The sequence below is a fragment of the Roseibium hamelinense genome (assembly GCF_007830545.1).
Taxonomy (GTDB): Bacteria; Pseudomonadota; Alphaproteobacteria; order Rhizobiales; family Stappiaceae; genus Roseibium; species Roseibium hamelinense.
This window is the reverse complement of sequence record NZ_VLLF01000001.1, coordinates 521,293-540,010: the sequence shown is the minus strand read 5'-3', so window position 1 is coordinate 540,010 and position 18,718 is coordinate 521,293. Positions and strand designations below refer to the sequence as shown.

The window sequence follows — 18,718 nt, the reverse complement described above, 5'->3', positions numbered from 1 at the left end:
GCATATCCGGGCCTGATACCACATGGGCCGTCAAAACGGCCTGCGCCAAGACCAAGAGCCGTTACATCTCTATTATCGGCGCCACCTCAACCGTGCCCGCATCAAGATGCGGGCAACTTCTGGCAATTGCGACCGCCGCCTCGATTGTGTCAGCCTGAACGATCGAAAAGCCGGACAGCGGGTTGGAGCCGCCATGGTCCTCAACGCCCGCGGCTGAGACGGTTTTGGACATGCCAACAGGATTGCCCGGGTTTACGAACGCGGATTTGTTGGTTTCCATCCAGTCTTGCCAACGCTGCATAACCTCTGCTCCCTCCTGCTCGGTTTCCGGTTTTTTGCCACCGTGATAGGCAAATATGAAGTCCGGCATCTGTTCTCTCCCTGAAGGCCCACCCGGATCGATGTCCCGGATGGGTTAGTGAACTAAATGGTTCAGTATTCATGAAGTCTGCCGATTGTCAACCAAAAGGTTCAGTGTTAAACTCAAGGAATGGAAAATCTGGATGATACCTTTGCGGCACTGGCCCATGGCGCACGGCGAACGATCTTGAAAGAGTTGCGTTCAGGCGAAAAAAGCCTGTCAGAGTTGGCGGGCTCTTTTGACATGTCTCAGACTGCGGTCTCCAAACATGTGCGGATCCTGAACGAGGCAGGACTTGTACGGGTTGAGCAACGCGGCCGGACACGGTTCTGCCAGCTGAATGACGATCCCATGCAGACCGCCCGGCAATGGATCACGGATTACGAAGCGTTCTGGCAAAACCAGTTCGAAAACCTCGCTCGCCATCTGGCAAAGGACGGTCTTTGACCCATGGAAGTCCTGCAAAATGCACCCGGGTCAGAACCGGTCATCGTCGAAGGCTACTTCCCCGCCTCTCCGGCGCGGGTCTTCAATGCGTGGACAGACCCCGACGCGGTCAAGCAGTGGTTTGGCCGCCAGCCCAACAGTCTGTCGGACGCAATAGTCGATTTGAAAGTTGGCGGGCGCTGGTGTTTTCTCAAAGCAGAAGATCACGGCACGAAAATCTTGTTCGAAGGCGAATACAAGGTAATCGAACCGGGGCATAGGCTGGTGTTTTCTTGGTCGCACGTCATTGCGTATGAAAGCGGCAAGCGCGAAGCAACGCCACACTCGCTTGTCGAGGTCGAGTTCCGGAAAAAAGGAAACGGCTGCGTAGTCAAGCTCGTGCACTCAAAAATACGCAGTGACGACGCGCGCAAGGGGGTCGGGTCCGGATGGCTGGCCTCATTCCATGCTTTGCATACGTTGCTTTCGGACACAGACAGATAGCCGCGGCACCGCAGGGAATTAGTCGATTGCACCCGCTTTGCCGCGCATTTTCTTGATCGAGCCGCGCTTTTTCTTGGTTTCAAGCCGCCGTTTTTTGGAAGCAAGCGTGGGCCGGGTCGGTCTGCGCGGCTTCGGACGCTCACAGGCTTTTCGGAGCAATTCCACAAGCCGTTCGAGCGCATCTTCCCGGTTTCTTTCCCGCGTGCGGTGCCTGTCCGCTTGCAACACCACCTCCCCGCCCAGTGTCAACCGGCTGCCGGCAAGCTGCGCTGCCCGGGTTTTTACGCTCTCTGGCAAGGTGGCATTGCCGCGCAGGTCAAACCGCAACTGAACCGCAGTCGATACCTTGTTGACGTTTTGCCCGCCGGGACCGGAGGCGCGGACAAAATCCTCCGTCAGATCATCGGCATCGATGAAGAGTCCATTCTTGATCTGGAGGCGCCCTTTGAGCGCTTTCTCTTCTAAAAGACTCATCCTGGATTCGGTTTCGCCGGCTCAAGCCCGATGCCGCGCAGGACCATCCGAATGATGGTGCTTGTGGCATCTGACCGGAACGCTTTTTTTCCGAGTGTCGATCCGGTCAATGCGGAAATCTGCGATTCGAAGTCCGCATAATGCTGGGTCATGGCCCAAATGGTGAAGATGAGATGTGCTGGATCAACCGGCTCGATTTTGCCGCTGTCGATCCAGTCCTGAATCACTTGCGACTTTTCATCAAAAAGCGGCTTGAGTTCATGCTCAAGAACGGACATGACACGCGGCGCGCCTTGCATGATTTCATTCGCAAATAACCGAGATGCTTCAGGAGCTTCAGCAGAAACCTTCATCTTCTGCATGATGTATTTTGACAGTTCTTCCGCAGGATCACCATTCGCATCGAGCGTGCGCAAGGGAGTCAGCCACTCATCAAGGATATGGGCCAGGACGGCCTGATAAACCGCCGGTTTTGACGAAAAATAATACAGGAGGTTCGATTTCGACATGCCGGCGGCTTTCGAAATCTTCTCAATGGTCGCGCCCTGAAAGCCATATTTTGAAAATTCACTGAGTGCAGCGTCGAGGATCAGCGCCCGGTTCTTTTCTTGAATGCGGCTGAGGTGTGCCGGTTCTTCTACCGCGTCTACTGCGCTCATTCGCTGTTTTGTCCCGTTTTGTTATCCCGGCTGTCGGCGCTCCCGTTGCCGATCGCGCCTCAAATCATAATGGCCTTGCGGATTGAATCAATGGCTGTTCCAAAGCGGTTGTATGTTGGTCAATCCAAAAATGACCAGAAATTCAGCATGCCGATTGAATTCTCATCTTGACCACGCGCCCCACCGTTTCTAACCTCTTTTGACCGTTTGGTCAGATTTTTGCGCAGCAAGTATCTGTGCCAAGCCAAAACAAGCCGGAAAGCCGGCAGGCGGGCCAAACGCCCGCCACTCCAGAGGCAAATGCATCCTCGATCGAAAAAATGGGCTGAAAACAGCCGGGCGATGATGCAACAGTGGGAACAGCGCGGGTGGATTCCTGAAAGCTGAGGCAAGTGTGTGTAAGGCCGGAACCGGCCCTATGTCACGGATCGGCTTTTCCATACCGGGCATGACAAGATCAACAAGCCGGCGCCGGGAACCGGACGCCGCGAGGAGGACGCATGTCGACATCGGCATCAACCGCTCAAGTTTCTACCAACAATCTCGACGCCTTCTGGATGCCGTTCACGGCCAACCGGCAGTTCAAGCAGTCGCCGCGCATGTTTGTTGGGGCCAAGGACATGCACTACACCACGTCGGACGGCCGCCAGGTGCTGGATGGCACGGCAGGGCTCTGGTGCTGCAATGCAGGGCACTGCCGCCCCAAAATCGTCGAAGCGGTGCAAGCCCAGGTCGCCGAAATGGACTATGCGCCTGCATTCCAGATGGGTCATCCGAAGGCGTTTGAGCTGGCGGCCCGCTTGTCGGCCCTGATGCCCTCGCCGCTCGACCATGTCTTCTTCACCGGTTCCGGGTCAGAAAGTGTCGACACGGCGCTTAAAATTGCGCTTGCCTACCAGCGGGCCATCGGTCAGGGCACCCGCACACGGCTGATCGGCCGCGAACGCGGTTATCACGGTGTCGGCTTCGGCGGGATTTCGGTCGGCGGCATCGTCAACAACCGAAAGACATTCGGCACCATGCTGACCGGTGTGGATCACATGCGTCACACCCATGACCCGGCTCGCAACGCGTTTTCGCGCGGCATGCCCGAAAACGGCGCCGAATACGCCGAGGATCTGATCCGCATCATCCAGTTGCACGACCCCTCTACGATTGCTGCAGTTATTGTCGAACCGGTGGCCGGTTCAACCGGTGTTTTGATCCCGCCGAAACACTATCTCGAGCGCTTGCGTGAGATTTGCGACCAGCACGGCATACTGTTGATTTTCGATGAGGTCATTACGGGATTTGGCCGTTTGGGGACACCATTCGCCGTCGATTATTTCGGCGTCACACCGGATCTCGTGACAACCGCCAAGGGGCTGACGAGTGGTGTTATTCCAATGGGCGCAGTGTTCTGCACCAAGGCGATCTACGACGCGTTCATGCATGGACCGGAACATCTGATCGAGTTGTTCCACGGGTATACATATTCTGCTCACCCAATCGCTTGTGCGGCCGCACTCGCCACACTGGATACCTATGAAGAGGAGGGACTGCTCACCCGTGCTGCGGACATCGCCCAGCACTGGGAAGACGGCCTTCATTCTTTGAAAGACTGCCCGAATGTCATCGACATCCGCAATCTCGGGCTGATCGGCGCGGTGGAGCTCGACCCGATTGCCGGCGAGCCGACCAAGCGGGCGTTCTCCGCCTTCCTGAAGGCCTATGACGATGGCATCCTGATCCGCACAACAGGCGACATCATCGCGCTGTCGCCACCGCTGATCATTTCCAAGGACCAGATCGACGAATTGTTCGGCAAGCTCCGCACCGTCCTGATGACCATCGATTGATTGACGGGCAGGCTCCCGTCGCAATCCGGGAGCCTGCACCCAGCGAACACCAAAGACCGCCGAACCAGAGCAAAAAGAACAAGGGGAACACGATCATGCCAGCACCGGGCGAAAACCTGCGCATCAATCCGGACCGCCTGTGGGACAGCCTGATGGAGATGGCCAAGATCGGGCCCGGTGTCGCCGGGGGCAACAACCGCCAGACGCTGACTGACGCCGATGCGGAGGGCCGCAAGCTGTTTCAAAAATGGTGCGAGGACGCAGGGCTCACAATGGCGGTCGACACCATGGGCAACATGTTCATGACCCGGCCCGGTACGGGCCCGGACGCCCTGCCCGTTTACCTTGGTTCCCACCTCGACACCCAGCCGACCGGTGGCAAGTATGATGGCGTTCTCGGGGTGCTTGGCGGGCTCGAAGTGATCCGGACATTGAACGACCTGGGGATCAAGACGAAACATCCGATCGTCGTGACCAACTGGACCAACGAGGAAGGCACGCGCTTTGCCCCCGCCATGCTGGCCTCAGGGGTTTTTGCAGGGGTTCATACGCTCGAGGAAGCCTATGGCAAACAAGACGCCGAAGGGCTGACATTCGGCGATGAACTTCGGCGGATTGGCTGGGTGGGTGACGAGGAAGTCGGCGCCCGCAAGGACAAGATGCACGCGATGTTCGAACTTCATATCGAGCAGGGCCCGATCCTGGAAGCCGAAGGCAAGGATATTGGCGTTGTGACCCATGGCCAGGGTTTGTCCTGGACGCAAGTGACGGTGACAGGCAAAGACAGCCACACAGGCTCAACGCCGATGCCAATGCGCAAGAATGCGGGCCTTGGTATGGCGCGCATTCTCAATCTGGTCGACGAGATTGCCTGGTCCCACAAACCGCACGCCGTTGGCGCCGCCGGCCATATCGACGTTTACCCGAACTCGCGGAATGTGATCCCGGGCAAGGTTGTCTTCACGGTCGATTTCCGGTCGCCCGATATCGCTGTGATCAAGGACATGGAAGACCGGTTGAAGGTCGGCGCCAAGGAGATTTGTGACGAAACGGGCCTCGAGGTTAAGTTTGAAAAGGTTGGCGGCTTTGATCCCGTCACCTTTGACGAGACCTGTGTCGCCGCCGTCCGCAACGCCGCCGAACGGCTCGGCTACTCGCATCAGAATATCATTTCCGGAGCCGGGCACGATGCCTGCTGGATCAACAAGGTCGCGCCGACCGCGATGATCATGTGCCCGTGCGTCAACGGTCTGTCGCACAACGAGGCGGAAGAAATCTCCAAGGACTGGGCGAAAGCCGGGTGTGACGTGCTGTTCCACGCGGTGGTCGAGACGGCGGAGATTGTGGAATAGGAAAATACCGGGCCCTGGACCGGGGCCGGAGCAGGACTGACGGAGATGGGTGCACTTGGACGCAAGCCTGCCCGCCGGCCTGGTCCGGAGCTAGAACCGATGAATTACACAGGCGGCAAGCCGAAACGAGAACGAGGGGATCAACAATGGCAACGACAGTGATCAAGGGCGGCACGATCGTCACCGCCGATTTGACCTACACCTCCGACCTCAAGATCGAGGGTGGCAAGATCATTGAGATCGGCGAAAACCTGTCCGGTGACACCACGCTCGATGCAAGCGGCTGCTATGTCATGCCGGGCGGCATCGACCCGCACACCCACCTCGAAATGCCGTTCATGGGCACCTACTCCTCCGACAATTTCGACAGCGGCACCCGCGCCGCCCTGTCCGGCGGCACGACGATGGTTGTCGACTTCGCCCTGCCCGCGCCTGAGCAATCCCTGCTCGAAGCGCTGCAAATGTGGGACAACAAGTCCACCATGGCGCATTGCGACTACTCCTTCCACATGGCGATCACCTGGTGGGGCGAGCAGGTGTTCAACGAAATGGAGACCGTAGTCCGCGAGCGCGGTATCAACACATTCAAGCACTTCATGGCGTACAAGGGAGCCTTGATGGTGAATGACGACGAAATGTTCGCGTCATTCCAGCGCTGTGCTGAACTCGGTGCCCTGCCCCTGGTTCATGCGGAGAACGGCGATGTTGTCGCGACCTTGCAGCAAAAGCTGCTTGCCGAAGGCAACAATGGACCGGAAGCCCACGCTTATTCCCGTCCGCCGGAAGTGGAAGGCGAAGCCACCAACCGCGCCATCATGATTGCCGATATGGCCGGGGTGCCGGTCTACATCGTCCACACCTCTTCTGAGCAGGCACATGAAGCCATCCGCCGGGCCCGTCAGAACGGTATCCGCGCCTATGGCGAGCCACTGATTCAGCACCTGACGCTTGATGACAGCGAATACTATCATCATGACTGGGATCACTCCGCGCGCCGGGTGATGTCCCCGCCCTTCCGTGACAAGAAGCATCAGGACAGCCTGTGGGCCGGCCTTGCCAGCGGCTCACTGCAAGTGGTTGCAACCGATCACTGCGCGTTTACGACAGATCAAAAGCGCACGGGAATGGGCGACTTTACCAAGATCCCGAACGGCACCGGCGGCCTGGAAGACCGGATGCCGATGCTGTGGACCTATGGCGTCAACACCGGCCGCCTGACCATGAACGAATTTGTGGCCGTGACCTCCACCAACATCGCCAAGATCCTGAATATCTATCCGAAAAAGGGCGCCGTTCTGGTCGGCGCCGATGCGGATCTTGTGGTCTGGGACCCGGCGAAGGAGAAAACGATCTCTGCGGCAAACCAGGAATCAGCCATTGATTACAATGTCTTTGAAGGCAAGCACGTGAAGGGCCTGCCACGCTTTACACTGACCCGCGGACGGGTTGCAGTTGACGATGGCAAGGTGATCCCCGCGCAAGGCCACGGCCAGTTCGTCAAGCGCGAGCCATTCCAGGCAGTCAACAAGGCCCTGTCGACCTGGAAGGAACTCACCGCCCCGCGCAAGGTGGAGCGCACCGGCATCCCGGTCAGCGGCGTTTAAGCATTCGAGAAAAACCGTGCCTGAGCCCGTCCAAAAGACCGTGCCGGAGTTACTCCGGCACCAGAGCCTCCAGTTCCGGCAGCAGGGTGACACTTTCCTGTTCGTTCGGATCCGTGCGGGCAATAACGGCTTTTGCCGGTTTGTCCGAAAGGTTCATTGGAAGGTGCGGAACATTGGCCGGAATGTAGATCAGGTCGCCCGCACGGTTTTCCATGCGATGTTCGAGATGATCACCGTAGTAGGTCACAACGGTGCCTTCCAGCATGTAAATCGCGGTTTCGTGGCTGTCATGCTTGTGGGCCTTGGCCCGGCCACCCGGCGGAATTTCCAGAAGGTGCATGCAAATCGCCTTCGAGCCGACCGTTTCGCTGGCAATGCCCGCAAGATAGTCAAACCCCTGTTTTCCTGCGTATGTGCTGTTCGGCCGGATGACGCGGCATGTGGGGGCGCCGGATCCCGCCTGCTCTTTGTCCGGTGTGAAGGTGTCTGCCATTGAGTAACATTCCTTTTCGAGGGGGCTGTTCGCAGAAACAGCATTACCCGAGACGCAAGCCGCGAAGCGAGAATTTTCATGACCAAAGCCGCCAGCGTAAAGGACGCCGCCATGGCAGATCCGGCCCCGCACTCCCGATCCGGACAAAAAAACACGGTCATCGACATTCAAAACCTGTCGCTGACCTTTGAGACCAATGACGGACCGGTGCATGCCCTGTCCGATATCGACCTAAAGATCGAACAAGGCGATTTTGTCTCCTTCATTGGACCATCCGGCTGCGGGAAAACCACTCTTTTGCGGGTGATCGCCGATCTGGAGCGGCAAACGGCAGGCACGATCACTGTCAATGGGGTAACACCCGAACAAGCTCGGCTAAACCGCGCCTATGGATATGTGTTTCAAGCGGCAGCACTTTATCCGTGGCGCACCATCGCACGTAACATTGCGTTGCCTCTGGAAATCATGGGACTGCCAAAATCCGAGCAGGACCAACGCATCGCCAAAAACATGGACCTGGTAAATCTCACCGGCTTTGAGCAGAAATACCCCTGGCAGCTCTCCGGCGGCATGCAGCAACGCGCCTCGATTGCCCGCGCTCTCGCCGTGGAACCAGACCTTCTTTTGATGGATGAACCATTTGGCGCACTGGATGAAATCGTGCGCGATCATCTCAATGAACAACTTTTGCAGCTTTGGGCAAAAACGAACAAGACTGTCGTTTTCGTCACCCACTCGATCCCGGAGGCGGTGTTCCTGTCGACCAAGATCGTGGTGCTGTGCCCCCGCCCCGGCCGGATCTATGACGTGATCGAAAGCGACCTTCCGCGCGAGCGCACACTGGACCTGCGCGAAACCCCGGAATTTCTGAAAATTGCCCATCGCGTCCGCGAAGGTCTGAAGGCGGGGCATTCCTATGAGGACTGATGCGGTTTCCCGGTACTGTGTCAGCCGTGCATCGCAGGAACAGATGACCGCAGCCGGTAACATCCTGAACGCCTGGATTGACGAGACGGCCTGGATGCCGCGCGTCCACAGCCATCAGTCCGTGATCGATTATTATCAGACCCACGTGTTCAGACACTGTGATGTTTTCGTCGGTGTAGATTCCGAACATTGTGTCATGGGGTTTCTTGCGATCGATACAGATGACTTGATCACCGCCCTTTACCTCGCCCGGGCTGCGCGCGGTCGGGAACTTGGAAGACAGCTTCTGGACCATGTGAAGACAGAGCGTGCCCGCGACCTTTCGCTTTGGACCTTTGAAGCCAACTCAGGCGCACGGGCGTTTTATCACCGTGAGGGATTTCAGGAAGTCCGCCGGACCAAAGGGGATAACGAGGAGCATCTGCCTGACATTTTGTACCGATGGACAGCGGCGGGAAAACCGGCATGACCGACACGGCCCTTTCTCCACAGCGAGCCGGCACCAACCCGTTTGCCGGCCTTATGGCCGGTACGGCAGGTCCGGTGGCCGTCGTTGTGCTGGCGATCATTGCAATCTGGTATATGGCAGCTGTCGCCCTCAACACCCCTTTTCAACGAGATGTTTATCAGCGCGGCAACCAGGCGGATGTGCCCTTTACCCAATTGATCGCCGATACACTCGCGCAAGACCGGCCTGTCCTTCCGGCGCCGCATCAGGTGCTCACTGAAATCTATGAGACGACTTTTGAAAAGAAGATCACGTCCAAACGATCTCTGATCTATCATTCGGGGATCACGCTATCTTCGACCTTGCTCGGTTTTCTCATCGGTACCAGCCTGGGCATCCTCTTGGCCATCGGCATTGTGCACTCCAGGGTCCTCGACAAATCCCTGATGCCCTGGGTGATCTCCTCGCAGACGATCCCCATACTTGCCATTGCCCCGATGATCATCGTGGTTTTGAACGCCGTCGGCATTTCCGGGCTTTTGCCCAAGGCGATGATCTCTACTTATCTGTCATTCTTCCCCGTGACCGTCGGCATGGTGAAAGGCCTGCGGTCTCCTAAAGTCATCCACATGGACCTCATGCACACCTATTCCGCCACCCGGATTCAGGCCTTCTGGAAACTGCGATTGCCCTATGCCGTGCCTTACCTGTTCACCTCCATGAAGATTGGCATGGCCGCTTCGCTGGTTGGCGCTATTGTCGGAGAATTGCCGACGGGGGCTGTGGCGGGCCTTGGAGCGCGTCTGCTGGCCGGGTCTTATTACGGGCAAACCGTTCAAATCTGGTCCGCGTTGCTGATGGCCGCCTTCCTTGCCGGCTCCCTGGTTGCGCTGATCGGCGTCTTTGAAAAAGTCACTTTGAAACGTATGGGGATGGCGCGATGAACACGGCGTTGAAGCCCCCAAATTGGATCAACTCATCCAGCCTGTTGAGCGCCGGCATCGTCATATGTGCCCTCGCCGCGCTGGTGACGCCCGCGTTTGACACCGGAGCTTCGCTTTTTGCCGATCTACCGCTCACTTTGGTGTTGCTGTTGCTGGCAGCTCTGGCTTTGGTGTTTGTCCTCAAAGCAGCACCAGGCGCTGGATTTCTCAATGGTCCGGCACGGGGGACGGCTTTGCTGGATGCGGCGCTCGGGCTTGCCATCCTGTGTGCAGCGGGACTTCTCATTCCCCTCGCTCATCAAAACGTGGGTGAAGCCACTGGCGGATTTTGGGCAGTTGTCGTGGCGTTGTGGCTTAGCGCCTGGCTTTTTGTCGAGCGCATTGCCAGCTTGCAAATGAAAGACCCTTCGCTTGCCCGCGCAGTAAATTTCGCAATTCCGGTCGCATTCGGCGCTACCTTGCTCCTGCTTTGGGAGCTTATCGTCACCGGAGCCGGGGTACCAAAAGTGTTGCTGCCGGCCCCGTCCGAAATCTGGCTGCGGATGACCAACTCGGTGCCGATCCTGTGGGCTGACTTCCAGCAAACCTTTCTCAAAGCCGTGCTGATCGGATACGCTTTGGGCTGCGGATCGGCTTTCATCACCGCTATTGCCATTGACCGGGTCCCGTTTTTGCGCCGGGGACTTCTGCCGGTCGGCAATCTGGTGTCCGCCCTGCCGATCATCGGGGTCGCGCCGATCATGGTGATGTGGTTTGGCTTCGACTGGCCTTCCAAGGCCGCGGTCGTGATTATCATGACGTTTTTTCCGATGCTGGTGAACACCGTATCGGGCCTGGCCGCCTCCGAGGCCATGCAGCGCGACTTGATGCGCACCTACGCCTCGAACTATTGGCAAACCCTCATCAAGCTGCGCTTGCCGATGGCCATGCCGTTCATCTTCAACGCGCTGAAAATCAACTCTACCCTGGCCCTGATCGGTGCCATTGTGGCGGAGTTTTTCGGCACGCCGATCGTCGGCATGGGCTTCCGGATTTCGACGGAAGTCGGGCGCATGAATGTCGACATGGTCTGGGCTGAAATTGCCGTTGCCGCTTTGGCAGGATCGCTATTCTATGGCGCGATTGCGCTGTTGGAACGCGCCGTTACCTTCTGGCACCCGTCAATCCGGGGATAATGCAAACCGACACGGCTGCGGCCCATGCTGAGGCAGCCGTGTCGGCCGATGATGACAACTAGAGCGCCGACTTGACCTTGTCTGCGACTTCGGCACTAACCCACGCGGTCCACACATCTGCGTGGTTCTCCAGGAAGTAATAGGCCCCGTCGCTCGGGTCCGCCTGGTTTTCTTCAATCCAGGCAAGCACGCTGCTGGCCGTCTTGTTGTCCCAGCCACGCTGTTTGATGTAGTCCATCGCGACACCGGCGCTTTTCGCGAATTCGCTCGTCACAAGCGTATAGGCCTCTCCGCGTTCCCAGGCGTTTTTCTGAGGGTCCGAGCAATCGGGAACCGATGTGCAGCGGGTCCATTCTGCCTGGTTGAACGGAACTCCGAAATCGACAAGCGTCATATCATATTTGCCCAAAAGAGCCGTCGGCCCCCAGTAGTATCCAAACCATCCCTCGCCGCGCTCCATCGCCCGGGCGATCGAGCCTTCAAGACCTGCCGAGGACCCGGTGGGCACGATTTCGAAGCCTTTGTCTTCCGCCTGCCAAGCACGAAGTAGATTGGCGCTGATCGGGCCGCAGTCCCATCCCGACGGACAGGTGAAAAATGCGCCCTTAGACGTGTCGTCTGCCCCTTGAAACAAGTCCGGGCGGGCAAGCACGTCGTCCAGTGTTTTGAGATTATGTCTCTCGGCAAGTTCGGCCGGGATCCAGAAACCCTGGGGGCCGCCATCTTTCAGTACTTTTCCGCCGATCACCAAGGTGCCATCGTTTACGGCCTTTTCCAGCGGTTCGCGGATCGAATTTACCCACATTTCCGGCGCAATATCCGGATCGCTTTTCTCTGTCATGGAGGTGAAGGTAGGCACGCTGTCACCGACAGTCAGATCAACATTGCAGCCGTAGCCTTCTTCAAGGATGATCTTGTCGATTTGCGCCATTGTGGCGGCCGATGCCCAGTTCATTTGAGCGATCGAGACGTCTCCGCAGGTTTCGGCAAGTGCCGGTGAGGCCAAAAGCGCAGCTGTCGAGGCCGCACATGCGCAGAACAACGTTTTCATGGGTTCCCCTTTATGACCGGACCGAAATGGGGTGCACCCTATGGATTTAAAGTGGCAAGCGAAAGACGGGTTTCAATTCTTCCACAACGGCATGTTTTCCGTGCGCCCGCAACAAACACCTTACCAGGCGATAGCGCGTCCAAAAGCTTTGAAGTAGAACTCTTGCGCGCCCCTATCCAGGCAATCTTTCGGAGCATTTTATGAAACCAAGTCGCGACGTCTCCCGTCTGATCGAAATCATGGCCGAATTGCGCACACCTGAAACGGGCTGCCCGTGGGATCTGGAACAAACATTCGAGACGATTGCGCCATACACACTGGAGGAAGCTTACGAGGTTGCCGATGCCATTCACAAGCGGGATTATCTGAACCTGCGCGAGGAACTCGGCGATTTGCTGCTTCAGGTGGTTTATCATGCCCGGATGGCGGAGGAAGCTGGCCACTTTGATTTCGGCAATGTGGTCGAGGGCGTCACGAAAAAAATGATCCGGCGCCATCCGCATGTGTTCGGAGACGAGACAGGCGAAAAAGCCGAACTCGTGAAAGGCATATGGGAACGGATCAAGGCCGAGGAGCGGGCCGAAAAGGCAGCCGAGCGCCAGGCTCTCGGAGTGGAGAACGTCCCCCCGGCCTTTCTGGATGATGTGCCAACGGCGTTTCCAGCACTTCAAGAGGCAGACAAGCTGCAGCGGCGCGCCTCGAAAGTCGGTTTCGACTGGAACGACCCGGCGCTTGTCATCTCGAAAATCCGCGAAGAAGCGGGCGAACTGGAAGAGGAGCTGGACGCAGGTGAGCCCGACAAGGATCGCGTTGCTGACGAACTTGGTGACATGATGTTTGCGCTTGCAAACCTCGCCCGCCATTTGGACATCGACCCGGAAGACGCTCTGCGCCGGACCAACCGGAAATTCCGGAACCGTTTCAAGGCCATTGAAGTGGTTGCACGCGAAACCGGCACATCGCTGGAAGACATGCCACTTGAAGATATGGAAGCCGCCTGGCAAGCCGCTAAGAAACGACACGCCTGAAATCCGCCAAAAAAGAGACCCGTGCGGGCCGACCAAACTAAGTTGGCAATGCCCCGTCAGGTACGGCACAAAGCGGATTAATGCAACAACGCCGTTCATACGGTTCCCCCTAAGGAGTCCTCAAGGGCCACGAGCTCCTGACCGCCGGCCATCATGTCCTGTAGCTCTTCAGGCGTGATCTGGCCGCGCTGTGCCGTACCAAGAGTTTTCCCGCGATTAAGAACTGTGAAGCGGTCGCCGACGGCCAAGGCATGGCGGACATTGTGGGTGATGAAGACCACGGCAATATCCTGTTTGCGCACCTTGTCGATGGTAGCAAGCACATTGGCGGTCTGCCGGACACCCAATGCCGATGTGGGCTCGTCGAGGATCAGGACCTTGGCGCCGAAATGCACGGCGCGGGCAATAGCAACCGTCTGGCGTTCCCCGCCAGAGAGCGTTCCCACAGCCTGATCCGGTCCGCGCAGATTGATGCCCATTTTGCGCATTTCTTCCATCGTAACCCGGTTGGCATAGTCATGATCGAAGAGTTTGAGCGGGCCGATCCGGCGCACCGGCTCGTTGCCCATGAAGAAGTTCCGGCTGACCGACATGAGCGGGATCATGGCCAGATCCTGATAGACGGTTGCAATGCCTGCGGAAATCGCATCACGCGGATCCGCGAAATGCATCGGCTTCCCCTCAAACAGGATCTCGCCCTTGGTGGGTTTGTGAACGCCGGACATGGTCTTGATGAAAGTGGATTTACCGGCACCATTATCGCCAAGAAGGCAATGGCATTCACCGGGATAGATGTCGACCGAGACACCGGCCAGTGCGATCACCGAGCCGAAATGCTTCTCGATGCCTTTCATCTGGATGATGGGAGCATGTGTCGAGCTCATCTTATCTCTCCCCGGTGATGATGCGGCGGATATAGGTGTTCAGGATCACCGCGAAAAGCAGGATGACCCCCAGGAACACCCGGAACAGGGAACTTTCGACACCTGCAAAGAACAGCCCCTGCTGGACCACACCGAAGATCAGCGCCCCCAGGGCCGCTCCGATCACCGATCCGTATCCACCGGTCAAAAGCGCGCCGCCGATCACAACGGCGATGATGGCCTCAAACTCCTTCAAGAGCCCCCGGTCGGCCCCGGCCGAACCGAATTCCATGACTTGACGCACGCTCAACGCGTCATCTGGCATAAATCAGGCCGCGAGCTTTCCGGCGACCCCCTGGATCATATTGGCAATCCGTTGAATACGGGCAACCGACAACCGCCCCCGGCGCGACAGGAGCCAGAGATCCAAGTATATGCGCTCATTGAGGTCGGCGATAAAGAGCCTGTCCTGCTGCGGATAAGGCAGTACACCGCTTCTTGGCAGGATTGTATAGCCAATACCGCTGGCAACAGGTTCCAGGATCTGGCTTATCTGATTGATGGTGCTGCGCACTTTCAGCCTGTCGCTTCCCCGAAACGCGCTGGGAAAATTTGCACTGAACAAGACATCTGCATACGCGAACACGTCTGGGTGAGCTATGAGCCCACAGGCATCCAGATCCTGCAGTGAAAAGCCGCGGCATCGGCCATTTTGCGGCAGGACAAGACACAGCTCTTCGCGGCCGAGATAGTGGCAATCAAGCCGTGGATGATCTGGATCATATCCGACAATTCCCAAATCAAACCGCCCGTCGACAACACCATCCAGAACTCGGTGTTGCGGCGCTGCTTCATAACTGATCTCAAGGGCCGGCGCCTCGGCCATCTCCTCAATCAAAGCCGGATAAAGCAATGTCGCAAAGCTACCGGAGCTCGCCACGGCGACACGGCCGGAATCCGCGCGGTCAAACATCAGTGTTTCCCGGAGTCTCGTCTCCTCGTGCTGCCAGGCTTGGCCCAATGCCCGTACCGCCTCACCGGCCGGTGTTAGCGAAAAGCTTTTGCCATGTTGAAATATCAGAGGTTTGCCGACCTCCGCTTCCAACTTGCGAAGGTGTTGCGAAACGCCTGGCTGGGTCATGTGAAGCCTGTTGGCGGTATTGGTGAAATGACCGGTTTCACACAGAACGAGAAAAGTTGTCAGCCAGCGGGAATCAAGCATTATCATGATGCCATGTTATGAAAAAAAGAATCTATCATAATTTTTGGTATATTCTGTAACCGTTTACAGTCCGCTCAACAACGCTTGAGAAAGGACACCCGATGACCACCACTCCCCGAACACTGTCTCATATTGGCCTGTCTGTTCCGGACCTGGAACGCGCAGTACAGTTCTATTCAGAAGTCCTCGGTTTTTATGTGATCATGGCGCCGACGGAAGTCACGGAAGACGGCAGCGCGATAGGCCAGATGTGCACTTATGTTTTCGGTTCGGGTTGGAACAGTCTCCGTATTGCTCACCTTTCAACCGCAGACCGGATCGGTTTCGAGTTGTTCGAATTTGCCGCCAATACGGAACCCGCAAACAATTTCGCTTTCCGCGAGCACGGAACGTTTCATTTCGCAATACAGGACCCGGATGTAGAAGGGCTCCTGGAGAAAATCGTGGCCGCCGGAGGCAAGCAGCGCATGCCGGTTCGTGAATACTTCCCGGGAAAAAAACCTTATCGTATGGTGTATGTCGAAGACCCGTTCGGGATCGTGTTCGAACTCTACAGCCACAGCTACGAGTTGACTTACTCGGCAGGCGCCTACAGCTGAAGACAAAAAAGGCGCCCGGAAAAACCGGGCGCCCACCAGCTATCATGTCCAGCGGCACCAATCCCGCTCAGTCATCCAGAAACCGGGCAAACGTCTCCCGGAATGGCCCGCGCTGTTTGTCCGACACCCGCACTTCGGCAACGATCACCTCATCACCGTCTTCGCGGTCCAGAACCTCGGAAACTTGATAAAGCTGCGCTAGCAGCGCCCCTTCTGTCACAGGCAGACGCACCGTGAAAACATCATCATGCTGCGCCATAAATGCATCGATCCGCGCCGAAAGCTGCTCAACGCCCTCCCCGGTCATGGCGGACAGAGCAACAGGACCTTCGCCCTCCTTCTTTTCAAGGAGTTTTTGCCGGTAGGCCGGATCGAGAGCATCAATCTTGTTCCAGATCTCGATGATCGGCGCGCCATGGCTTCCGCTGACACCAAGATCATTGAGCGTCTTCTTGACGTCCTCGGCCTGGGCATCGGTGTCCGGATGACTGATGTCACGCACATGCAGAATCAGGTCGGCTTCCAGAACCTCTTCCAGAGTTGCCCGGAATGCAGCAACAAGGTGCGTTGGCAGATCGGAGATGAAACCCACAGTATCGGAGAGGATCACCTCACGGCCATACGGCAGCTTGATCCTGCGTAAAGTCGGGTCCAATGTCGCGAACAAAAGGTCCTTGGCAAAAACGTCTGCCTCGGTGAGCCGGTTGAACAGGGTCGACTTCCCGGCATTTGTGTATCCGACAAGTGCCACAACAGGCTGCGGGATTTTCTTGCGTTTTTTCCGGTGTAATTCGCGGGTGCGGCGGACCTGTTCCAGCTGCTTTTGCAGGGCGATGATCCGCTCCTGAATTTGCCGGCGGTCCGCCTCGATTTGCGTCTCACCGGGGCCACCCATGAAGCCCGCACCGCCGCGCTGCCGTTCCAGGTGGGTCCAGGACCGCACCAGACGACTTTTCTGCCACATTAAGTGTGCCAGATCGACCTGCAGCTTGCCTTCCTTTGTCCGCGCGCGATCGCCGAAGATCTCCAGAATAAGACCCGTCCGGTCGATCACTTTGCAGGCGAACCGGCGTTCAAGGTTGCGCTGCTGCACAGGAGACAGGGGATGATCAACAACCACCAGATCAAGATGCTCGGCCGCAACAATGCCGGCGAGCTCGGCAACCTTACCTTCGCCGAACAACGTACCCGGCTTGGGAGCGTTGATTTTCACGACGCCCGAGGAGACGATTTCAAGATTTATGGCAGCGCTCAGCCCGACGGCCTCACCAAGGCGCGCCTCCGGACTTCTTGAAGTGCGCAAGTCGGTTTCGTCTTCGCGGCGGAGTTGAAGGACGGGCTCAATAATCATGGCCCGGTATGGTTGGGGCCGCCGGTCAATGCCTTGATCCACGGCCCCCTTTTGTGTCGAAAAGTCTTCCGAACGAGACTTAGGTTCCAATCAGCTTCCTGCCTTTTCGGTTGTTTCCTCTCCCGGTTCAAACAATTGAACAGGCCCGTTTGGCATGATTGTGGAAATTGCGTGCTTGTAGACCAGCTGGGAGTGTCCGTCCCGGCGCAGCAGCACACAGAAATTGTCGAACCAGGTTACTACGCCCTGAAGCTTCACTCCGTTAATGAGGAAGATCGTGAGCGGTATTTTAGATTTGCGAACATGATTTAAGAAAGTGTCTTGAAGATTTTGCGCGCGCTCAGCCATCAGTCTTTTTGTCCTGTTTTTCCGGACGCGGCCGGGCGTCCGGGTTTTCTCTTTTCACCGTCAGCGGGGCCCTAAACACAAACGCTGCCGCCCCCTCTGCAGCCTGCCCAATGAAACCTTCTCCATAGTGGCTGGCTTGACCAAATGCCCTGTCAAGCCACAACAGCTTTCAAATCAGTAGCAGTATGGAACGCATCACGTAATCTTGTCGCGACGGAACCCGGATGCCCATTCCCCACAACTGTATCATCAATTCTTACAACCGGCATGACAAGCGTTGACGCAGCGGTCACAAATGCTTCCCGTGCCTCGAGGGCCTCTTCGAGACTGAACGGCCGTTCTTCAAAAGAAATACCTTCACGTGCAACAAGATCGAGAACCACTGCGCGTGTGATACCTTTCAAGATGCCACTCTCCGCCGGGCGGGTGACCAAAACCCCATCTTTTGTGACAATCCATGCGTTCGTCGAGCCGCCTTCGGTGACGTTTCCGTCAGTATCGACATACCAGGCCTCTTTGCCGCCGTTTTCCTTGGCGTTCTGCTTTGCCAGCACATTCGGCAAAAGCGCAACGGTCTTGATGTCAACGCGCGGCCAGCGGTTTTCCGGATAGGTGACAACCGCGATGCCTTTCTCCGCTTGAGCAGCCGCGACTGCCGGGCTGGCGGAACGCGCGGTGACAACCACCGACGGCGCAACATCGCTGCCCGGGAAAAAGTGGTCCCGTTTGGCGACCCCGCGCGTGACCTGCACATAGACTATTCCGTTATGCACCATGTTGCGGCGAACCACTTCGGAAACGACAAATTCCATTGCTTGCCGCGACATCGGCCAATCGATCCGCAGCTCGCGCAAAGATCTATCAAGCCGGTCCAGATGCCTCGGCATGTCAACGATCTGTCCGTTCCAAACCTCGCATACCTCGTAAACACCATCGGCAAATTGATAGCCACGGTCTTCCACATGCACCGCGGCGTCTTTGTGGCGAATATATTGGCCGTTCACGTAGGCTACTCTGCTCATGGAACTTTCCTGTACTCGTCGGGTGCTGC

At 57.3% G+C, this 18,718-nt stretch carries 21 protein-coding genes and 1 pseudogene; 11 read left to right on the top strand and 11 right to left on the bottom strand.

The window, feature by feature from the left end; genetic code table 11:
* Window positions 1-61 precede the first annotated feature (61 nt).
* On the bottom strand, window positions 62-370 hold the full coding sequence (locus tag JM93_RS02580) for a YciI family protein (protein ID WP_145340489.1): 309 nt from the start codon (window positions 368-370) through the stop codon (window positions 62-64).
* A gap of 120 nt (window positions 371-490) precedes the next feature.
* On the opposite strand from JM93_RS02580, the gene JM93_RS02575 reads away from it, so the two are divergent.
* Window positions 491-808, top strand: a complete 318-nt coding sequence (locus JM93_RS02575; protein ID WP_145340488.1) for an ArsR/SmtB family transcription factor — start codon at window positions 491-493, stop codon at window positions 806-808.
* 3 nt (window positions 809-811) lie between these two features.
* Complete coding sequence (locus JM93_RS02570) at window positions 812-1,291, top strand: SRPBCC family protein (RefSeq protein ID WP_145340487.1); 480 nt, start codon at window positions 812-814, stop codon at window positions 1,289-1,291.
* An 18-nt stretch (window positions 1,292-1,309) separates the two neighbouring features.
* Here the strand turns inward: JM93_RS02570 and arfB are convergent, their stop codons facing one another.
* Both arfB and JM93_RS02560 read right to left on the bottom strand, forming a co-directional pair.
* On the bottom strand, window positions 1,310-1,765 hold the full coding sequence (arfB, locus tag JM93_RS02565; protein ID WP_145340486.1) for an alternative ribosome rescue aminoacyl-tRNA hydrolase ArfB: 456 nt from the start codon (window positions 1,763-1,765) through the stop codon (window positions 1,310-1,312).
* Complete coding sequence (locus JM93_RS02560) at window positions 1,762-2,424, bottom strand: TetR family transcriptional regulator C-terminal domain-containing protein (RefSeq protein ID WP_145340485.1); 663 nt, start codon at window positions 2,422-2,424, stop codon at window positions 1,762-1,764. The genes arfB and JM93_RS02560 overlap by 4 nt, the downstream gene beginning before the upstream one ends.
* A 500-nt stretch (window positions 2,425-2,924) precedes the next feature.
* On the opposite strand from JM93_RS02560, the gene aptA reads away from it, so the two are divergent.
* From aptA to hydA, 3 genes are all read left to right on the top strand, one after another.
* Entirely contained in the window at window positions 2,925-4,262 is a 1,338-nt protein-coding gene (gene aptA / locus JM93_RS02555) for an omega-aminotransferase AptA (RefSeq protein ID WP_145340484.1), read from the top strand.
* A gap of 95 nt (window positions 4,263-4,357) precedes the next feature.
* Window positions 4,358-5,614: a Zn-dependent hydrolase gene (locus JM93_RS02550; RefSeq protein WP_145340483.1), complete on the top strand. Its 1,257-nt coding sequence runs from the start codon at window positions 4,358-4,360 to the stop codon at window positions 5,612-5,614.
* Window positions 5,615-5,760: 146 nt separating this feature from the next.
* Window positions 5,761-7,218: a dihydropyrimidinase gene (hydA, locus tag JM93_RS02545; RefSeq protein ID WP_145340482.1), complete on the top strand. Its 1,458-nt coding sequence runs from the start codon at window positions 5,761-5,763 to the stop codon at window positions 7,216-7,218.
* 49 nt (window positions 7,219-7,267) lie between these two features.
* Here the strand turns inward: hydA and JM93_RS02540 are convergent, their stop codons facing one another.
* The gene (locus JM93_RS02540; protein WP_145340481.1) at window positions 7,268-7,711 is read right to left on the bottom strand and encodes a cupin domain-containing protein; all 444 of its coding nucleotides are present in this window, start codon (window positions 7,709-7,711) and stop codon (window positions 7,268-7,270) included.
* A gap of 111 nt (window positions 7,712-7,822) precedes the next feature.
* Between JM93_RS02540 and JM93_RS02535 the strand changes: the two genes are divergently transcribed.
* From JM93_RS02535 to JM93_RS02520, 4 genes are read left to right on the top strand one after another with little or no spacing between them, the layout of a single operon-like run.
* Entirely contained in the window at window positions 7,823-8,638 is an 816-nt protein-coding gene (locus tag JM93_RS02535; protein WP_145341013.1) for an ABC transporter ATP-binding protein, read from the top strand.
* Window positions 8,639-8,681: 43 nt separating this feature from the next.
* Complete coding sequence (locus tag JM93_RS02530) at window positions 8,682-9,107, top strand: GNAT family N-acetyltransferase (RefSeq protein WP_170230486.1); 426 nt, start codon at window positions 8,682-8,684, stop codon at window positions 9,105-9,107.
* 53 nt (window positions 9,108-9,160) lie between these two features.
* Window positions 9,161-10,030, top strand: coding sequence for an ABC transporter permease (locus tag JM93_RS02525; RefSeq protein WP_244300753.1), 870 nt, complete (start codon window positions 9,161-9,163; stop codon window positions 10,028-10,030).
* A complete protein-coding gene (locus tag JM93_RS02520) occupies window positions 10,027-11,205 on the top strand; it encodes an ABC transporter permease (protein ID WP_145340478.1) in 1,179 nt (392 codons plus the stop codon). Before JM93_RS02525 ends, JM93_RS02520 begins: the two co-directional genes overlap by 4 nt.
* Before the next feature lie 58 nt (window positions 11,206-11,263).
* On the opposite strand, the gene JM93_RS02515 is transcribed toward JM93_RS02520, so the two are convergent.
* A complete protein-coding gene (locus JM93_RS02515; protein ID WP_145340477.1) occupies window positions 11,264-12,256 on the bottom strand; it encodes a glycine betaine ABC transporter substrate-binding protein in 993 nt (330 codons plus the stop codon).
* Between the two features lie 200 nt (window positions 12,257-12,456).
* On the opposite strand from JM93_RS02515, the gene mazG reads away from it, so the two are divergent.
* On the top strand, window positions 12,457-13,284 hold the full coding sequence (gene mazG / locus JM93_RS02510) for a nucleoside triphosphate pyrophosphohydrolase (protein ID WP_145340476.1): 828 nt from the start codon (window positions 12,457-12,459) through the stop codon (window positions 13,282-13,284).
* Window positions 13,285-13,379: 95 nt separating this feature from the next.
* Here mazG and JM93_RS02505 read toward each other — a convergent pair whose 3' ends face one another.
* The 3 genes and pseudogenes from JM93_RS02505 to JM93_RS02495 form a co-directional block, all read right to left on the bottom strand.
* On the bottom strand, window positions 13,380-14,138 hold the full coding sequence (locus JM93_RS02505) for an ATP-binding cassette domain-containing protein (protein ID WP_425280809.1): 759 nt from the start codon (window positions 14,136-14,138) through the stop codon (window positions 13,380-13,382).
* A gap of 31 nt (window positions 14,139-14,169) precedes the next feature.
* Window positions 14,170-14,445: pseudogene (locus JM93_RS02500) on the bottom strand (ABC transporter permease subunit); the annotation flags it as partial.
* A gap of 30 nt (window positions 14,446-14,475) precedes the next feature.
* On the bottom strand, window positions 14,476-15,369 hold the full coding sequence (locus JM93_RS02495; protein ID WP_145340474.1) for a LysR family transcriptional regulator: 894 nt from the start codon (window positions 15,367-15,369) through the stop codon (window positions 14,476-14,478).
* A 101-nt stretch (window positions 15,370-15,470) separates the two neighbouring features.
* Here JM93_RS02495 and JM93_RS02490 point away from each other — a divergent pair, with 101 nt between their 5' ends.
* Window positions 15,471-15,968: a lactoylglutathione lyase family protein gene (locus JM93_RS02490; protein WP_145340473.1), complete on the top strand. Its 498-nt coding sequence runs from the start codon at window positions 15,471-15,473 to the stop codon at window positions 15,966-15,968.
* A 67-nt stretch (window positions 15,969-16,035) separates the two neighbouring features.
* Here JM93_RS02490 and hflX read toward each other — a convergent pair whose 3' ends face one another.
* From hflX to JM93_RS02475, 3 genes are all read right to left on the bottom strand, one after another.
* The gene (gene hflX, locus JM93_RS02485) at window positions 16,036-17,409 is read right to left on the bottom strand and encodes a GTPase HflX (RefSeq protein WP_244318663.1); all 1,374 of its coding nucleotides are present in this window, start codon (window positions 17,407-17,409) and stop codon (window positions 16,036-16,038) included.
* Window positions 17,410-17,670 carry an RNA chaperone Hfq gene (gene hfq, locus JM93_RS02480; RefSeq protein ID WP_145340472.1) on the bottom strand — a complete coding sequence of 87 codons (261 nt, stop codon included), beginning with the start codon at window positions 17,668-17,670 and terminating at the stop codon, window positions 17,410-17,412.
* A gap of 149 nt (window positions 17,671-17,819) precedes the next feature.
* Window positions 17,820-18,689, bottom strand: coding sequence for a D-amino-acid transaminase (locus JM93_RS02475; RefSeq protein WP_145340471.1), 870 nt, complete (start codon window positions 18,687-18,689; stop codon window positions 17,820-17,822).
* Window positions 18,690-18,718: the final 29 nt, after the last annotated feature.

Excerpts from the sequence above, each read along its gene's own strand:
- JM93_RS02520 (WP_145340478.1), top strand. The coding sequence starts at position 10,027 with ATGAACACGGCGTTGAAGCCCCCAAATTGGATCAACTCATCCAGCCTG.
- JM93_RS02490 (WP_145340473.1), top strand. The coding sequence starts at position 15,471 with ATGACCACCACTCCCCGAACACTGTCTCATATTGGCCTGTCTGTTCCG.
- JM93_RS02575 (WP_145340488.1), top strand. The coding sequence starts at position 491 with ATGGAAAATCTGGATGATACCTTTGCGGCACTGGCCCATGGCGCACGG.
- JM93_RS02540 (WP_145340481.1), bottom strand. The coding sequence starts at position 7,711 with ATGGCAGACACCTTCACACCGGACAAAGAGCAGGCGGGATCCGGCGCC.
- JM93_RS02560 (WP_145340485.1), bottom strand. The coding sequence starts at position 2,424 with ATGAGCGCAGTAGACGCGGTAGAAGAACCGGCACACCTCAGCCGCATT.
- JM93_RS02570 (WP_145340487.1), top strand. The coding sequence starts at position 812 with ATGGAAGTCCTGCAAAATGCACCCGGGTCAGAACCGGTCATCGTCGAA.
- JM93_RS02535 (WP_145341013.1), top strand. The coding sequence starts at position 7,823 with ATGGCAGATCCGGCCCCGCACTCCCGATCCGGACAAAAAAACACGGTC.
- JM93_RS02550 (WP_145340483.1), top strand. The coding sequence starts at position 4,358 with ATGCCAGCACCGGGCGAAAACCTGCGCATCAATCCGGACCGCCTGTGG.
- arfB (WP_145340486.1), bottom strand. The coding sequence starts at position 1,765 with ATGAGTCTTTTAGAAGAGAAAGCGCTCAAAGGGCGCCTCCAGATCAAG.
- JM93_RS02525 (WP_244300753.1), top strand. The coding sequence starts at position 9,161 with ATGGCCGGTACGGCAGGTCCGGTGGCCGTCGTTGTGCTGGCGATCATT.
- hydA (WP_145340482.1), top strand. The coding sequence starts at position 5,761 with ATGGCAACGACAGTGATCAAGGGCGGCACGATCGTCACCGCCGATTTG.
- JM93_RS02475 (WP_145340471.1), bottom strand. The coding sequence starts at position 18,689 with ATGAGCAGAGTAGCCTACGTGAACGGCCAATATATTCGCCACAAAGAC.
- JM93_RS02515 (WP_145340477.1), bottom strand. The coding sequence starts at position 12,256 with ATGAAAACGTTGTTCTGCGCATGTGCGGCCTCGACAGCTGCGCTTTTG.
- aptA (WP_145340484.1), top strand. The coding sequence starts at position 2,925 with ATGTCGACATCGGCATCAACCGCTCAAGTTTCTACCAACAATCTCGAC.
- JM93_RS02580 (WP_145340489.1), bottom strand. The coding sequence starts at position 370 with ATGCCGGACTTCATATTTGCCTATCACGGTGGCAAAAAACCGGAAACC.
- JM93_RS02495 (WP_145340474.1), bottom strand. The coding sequence starts at position 15,369 with ATGCTTGATTCCCGCTGGCTGACAACTTTTCTCGTTCTGTGTGAAACC.
- mazG (WP_145340476.1), top strand. The coding sequence starts at position 12,457 with ATGAAACCAAGTCGCGACGTCTCCCGTCTGATCGAAATCATGGCCGAA.
- JM93_RS02505 (WP_425280809.1), bottom strand. The coding sequence starts at position 14,138 with ATGAAAGGCATCGAGAAGCATTTCGGCTCGGTGATCGCACTGGCCGGT.
- JM93_RS02530 (WP_170230486.1), top strand. The coding sequence starts at position 8,682 with ATGACCGCAGCCGGTAACATCCTGAACGCCTGGATTGACGAGACGGCC.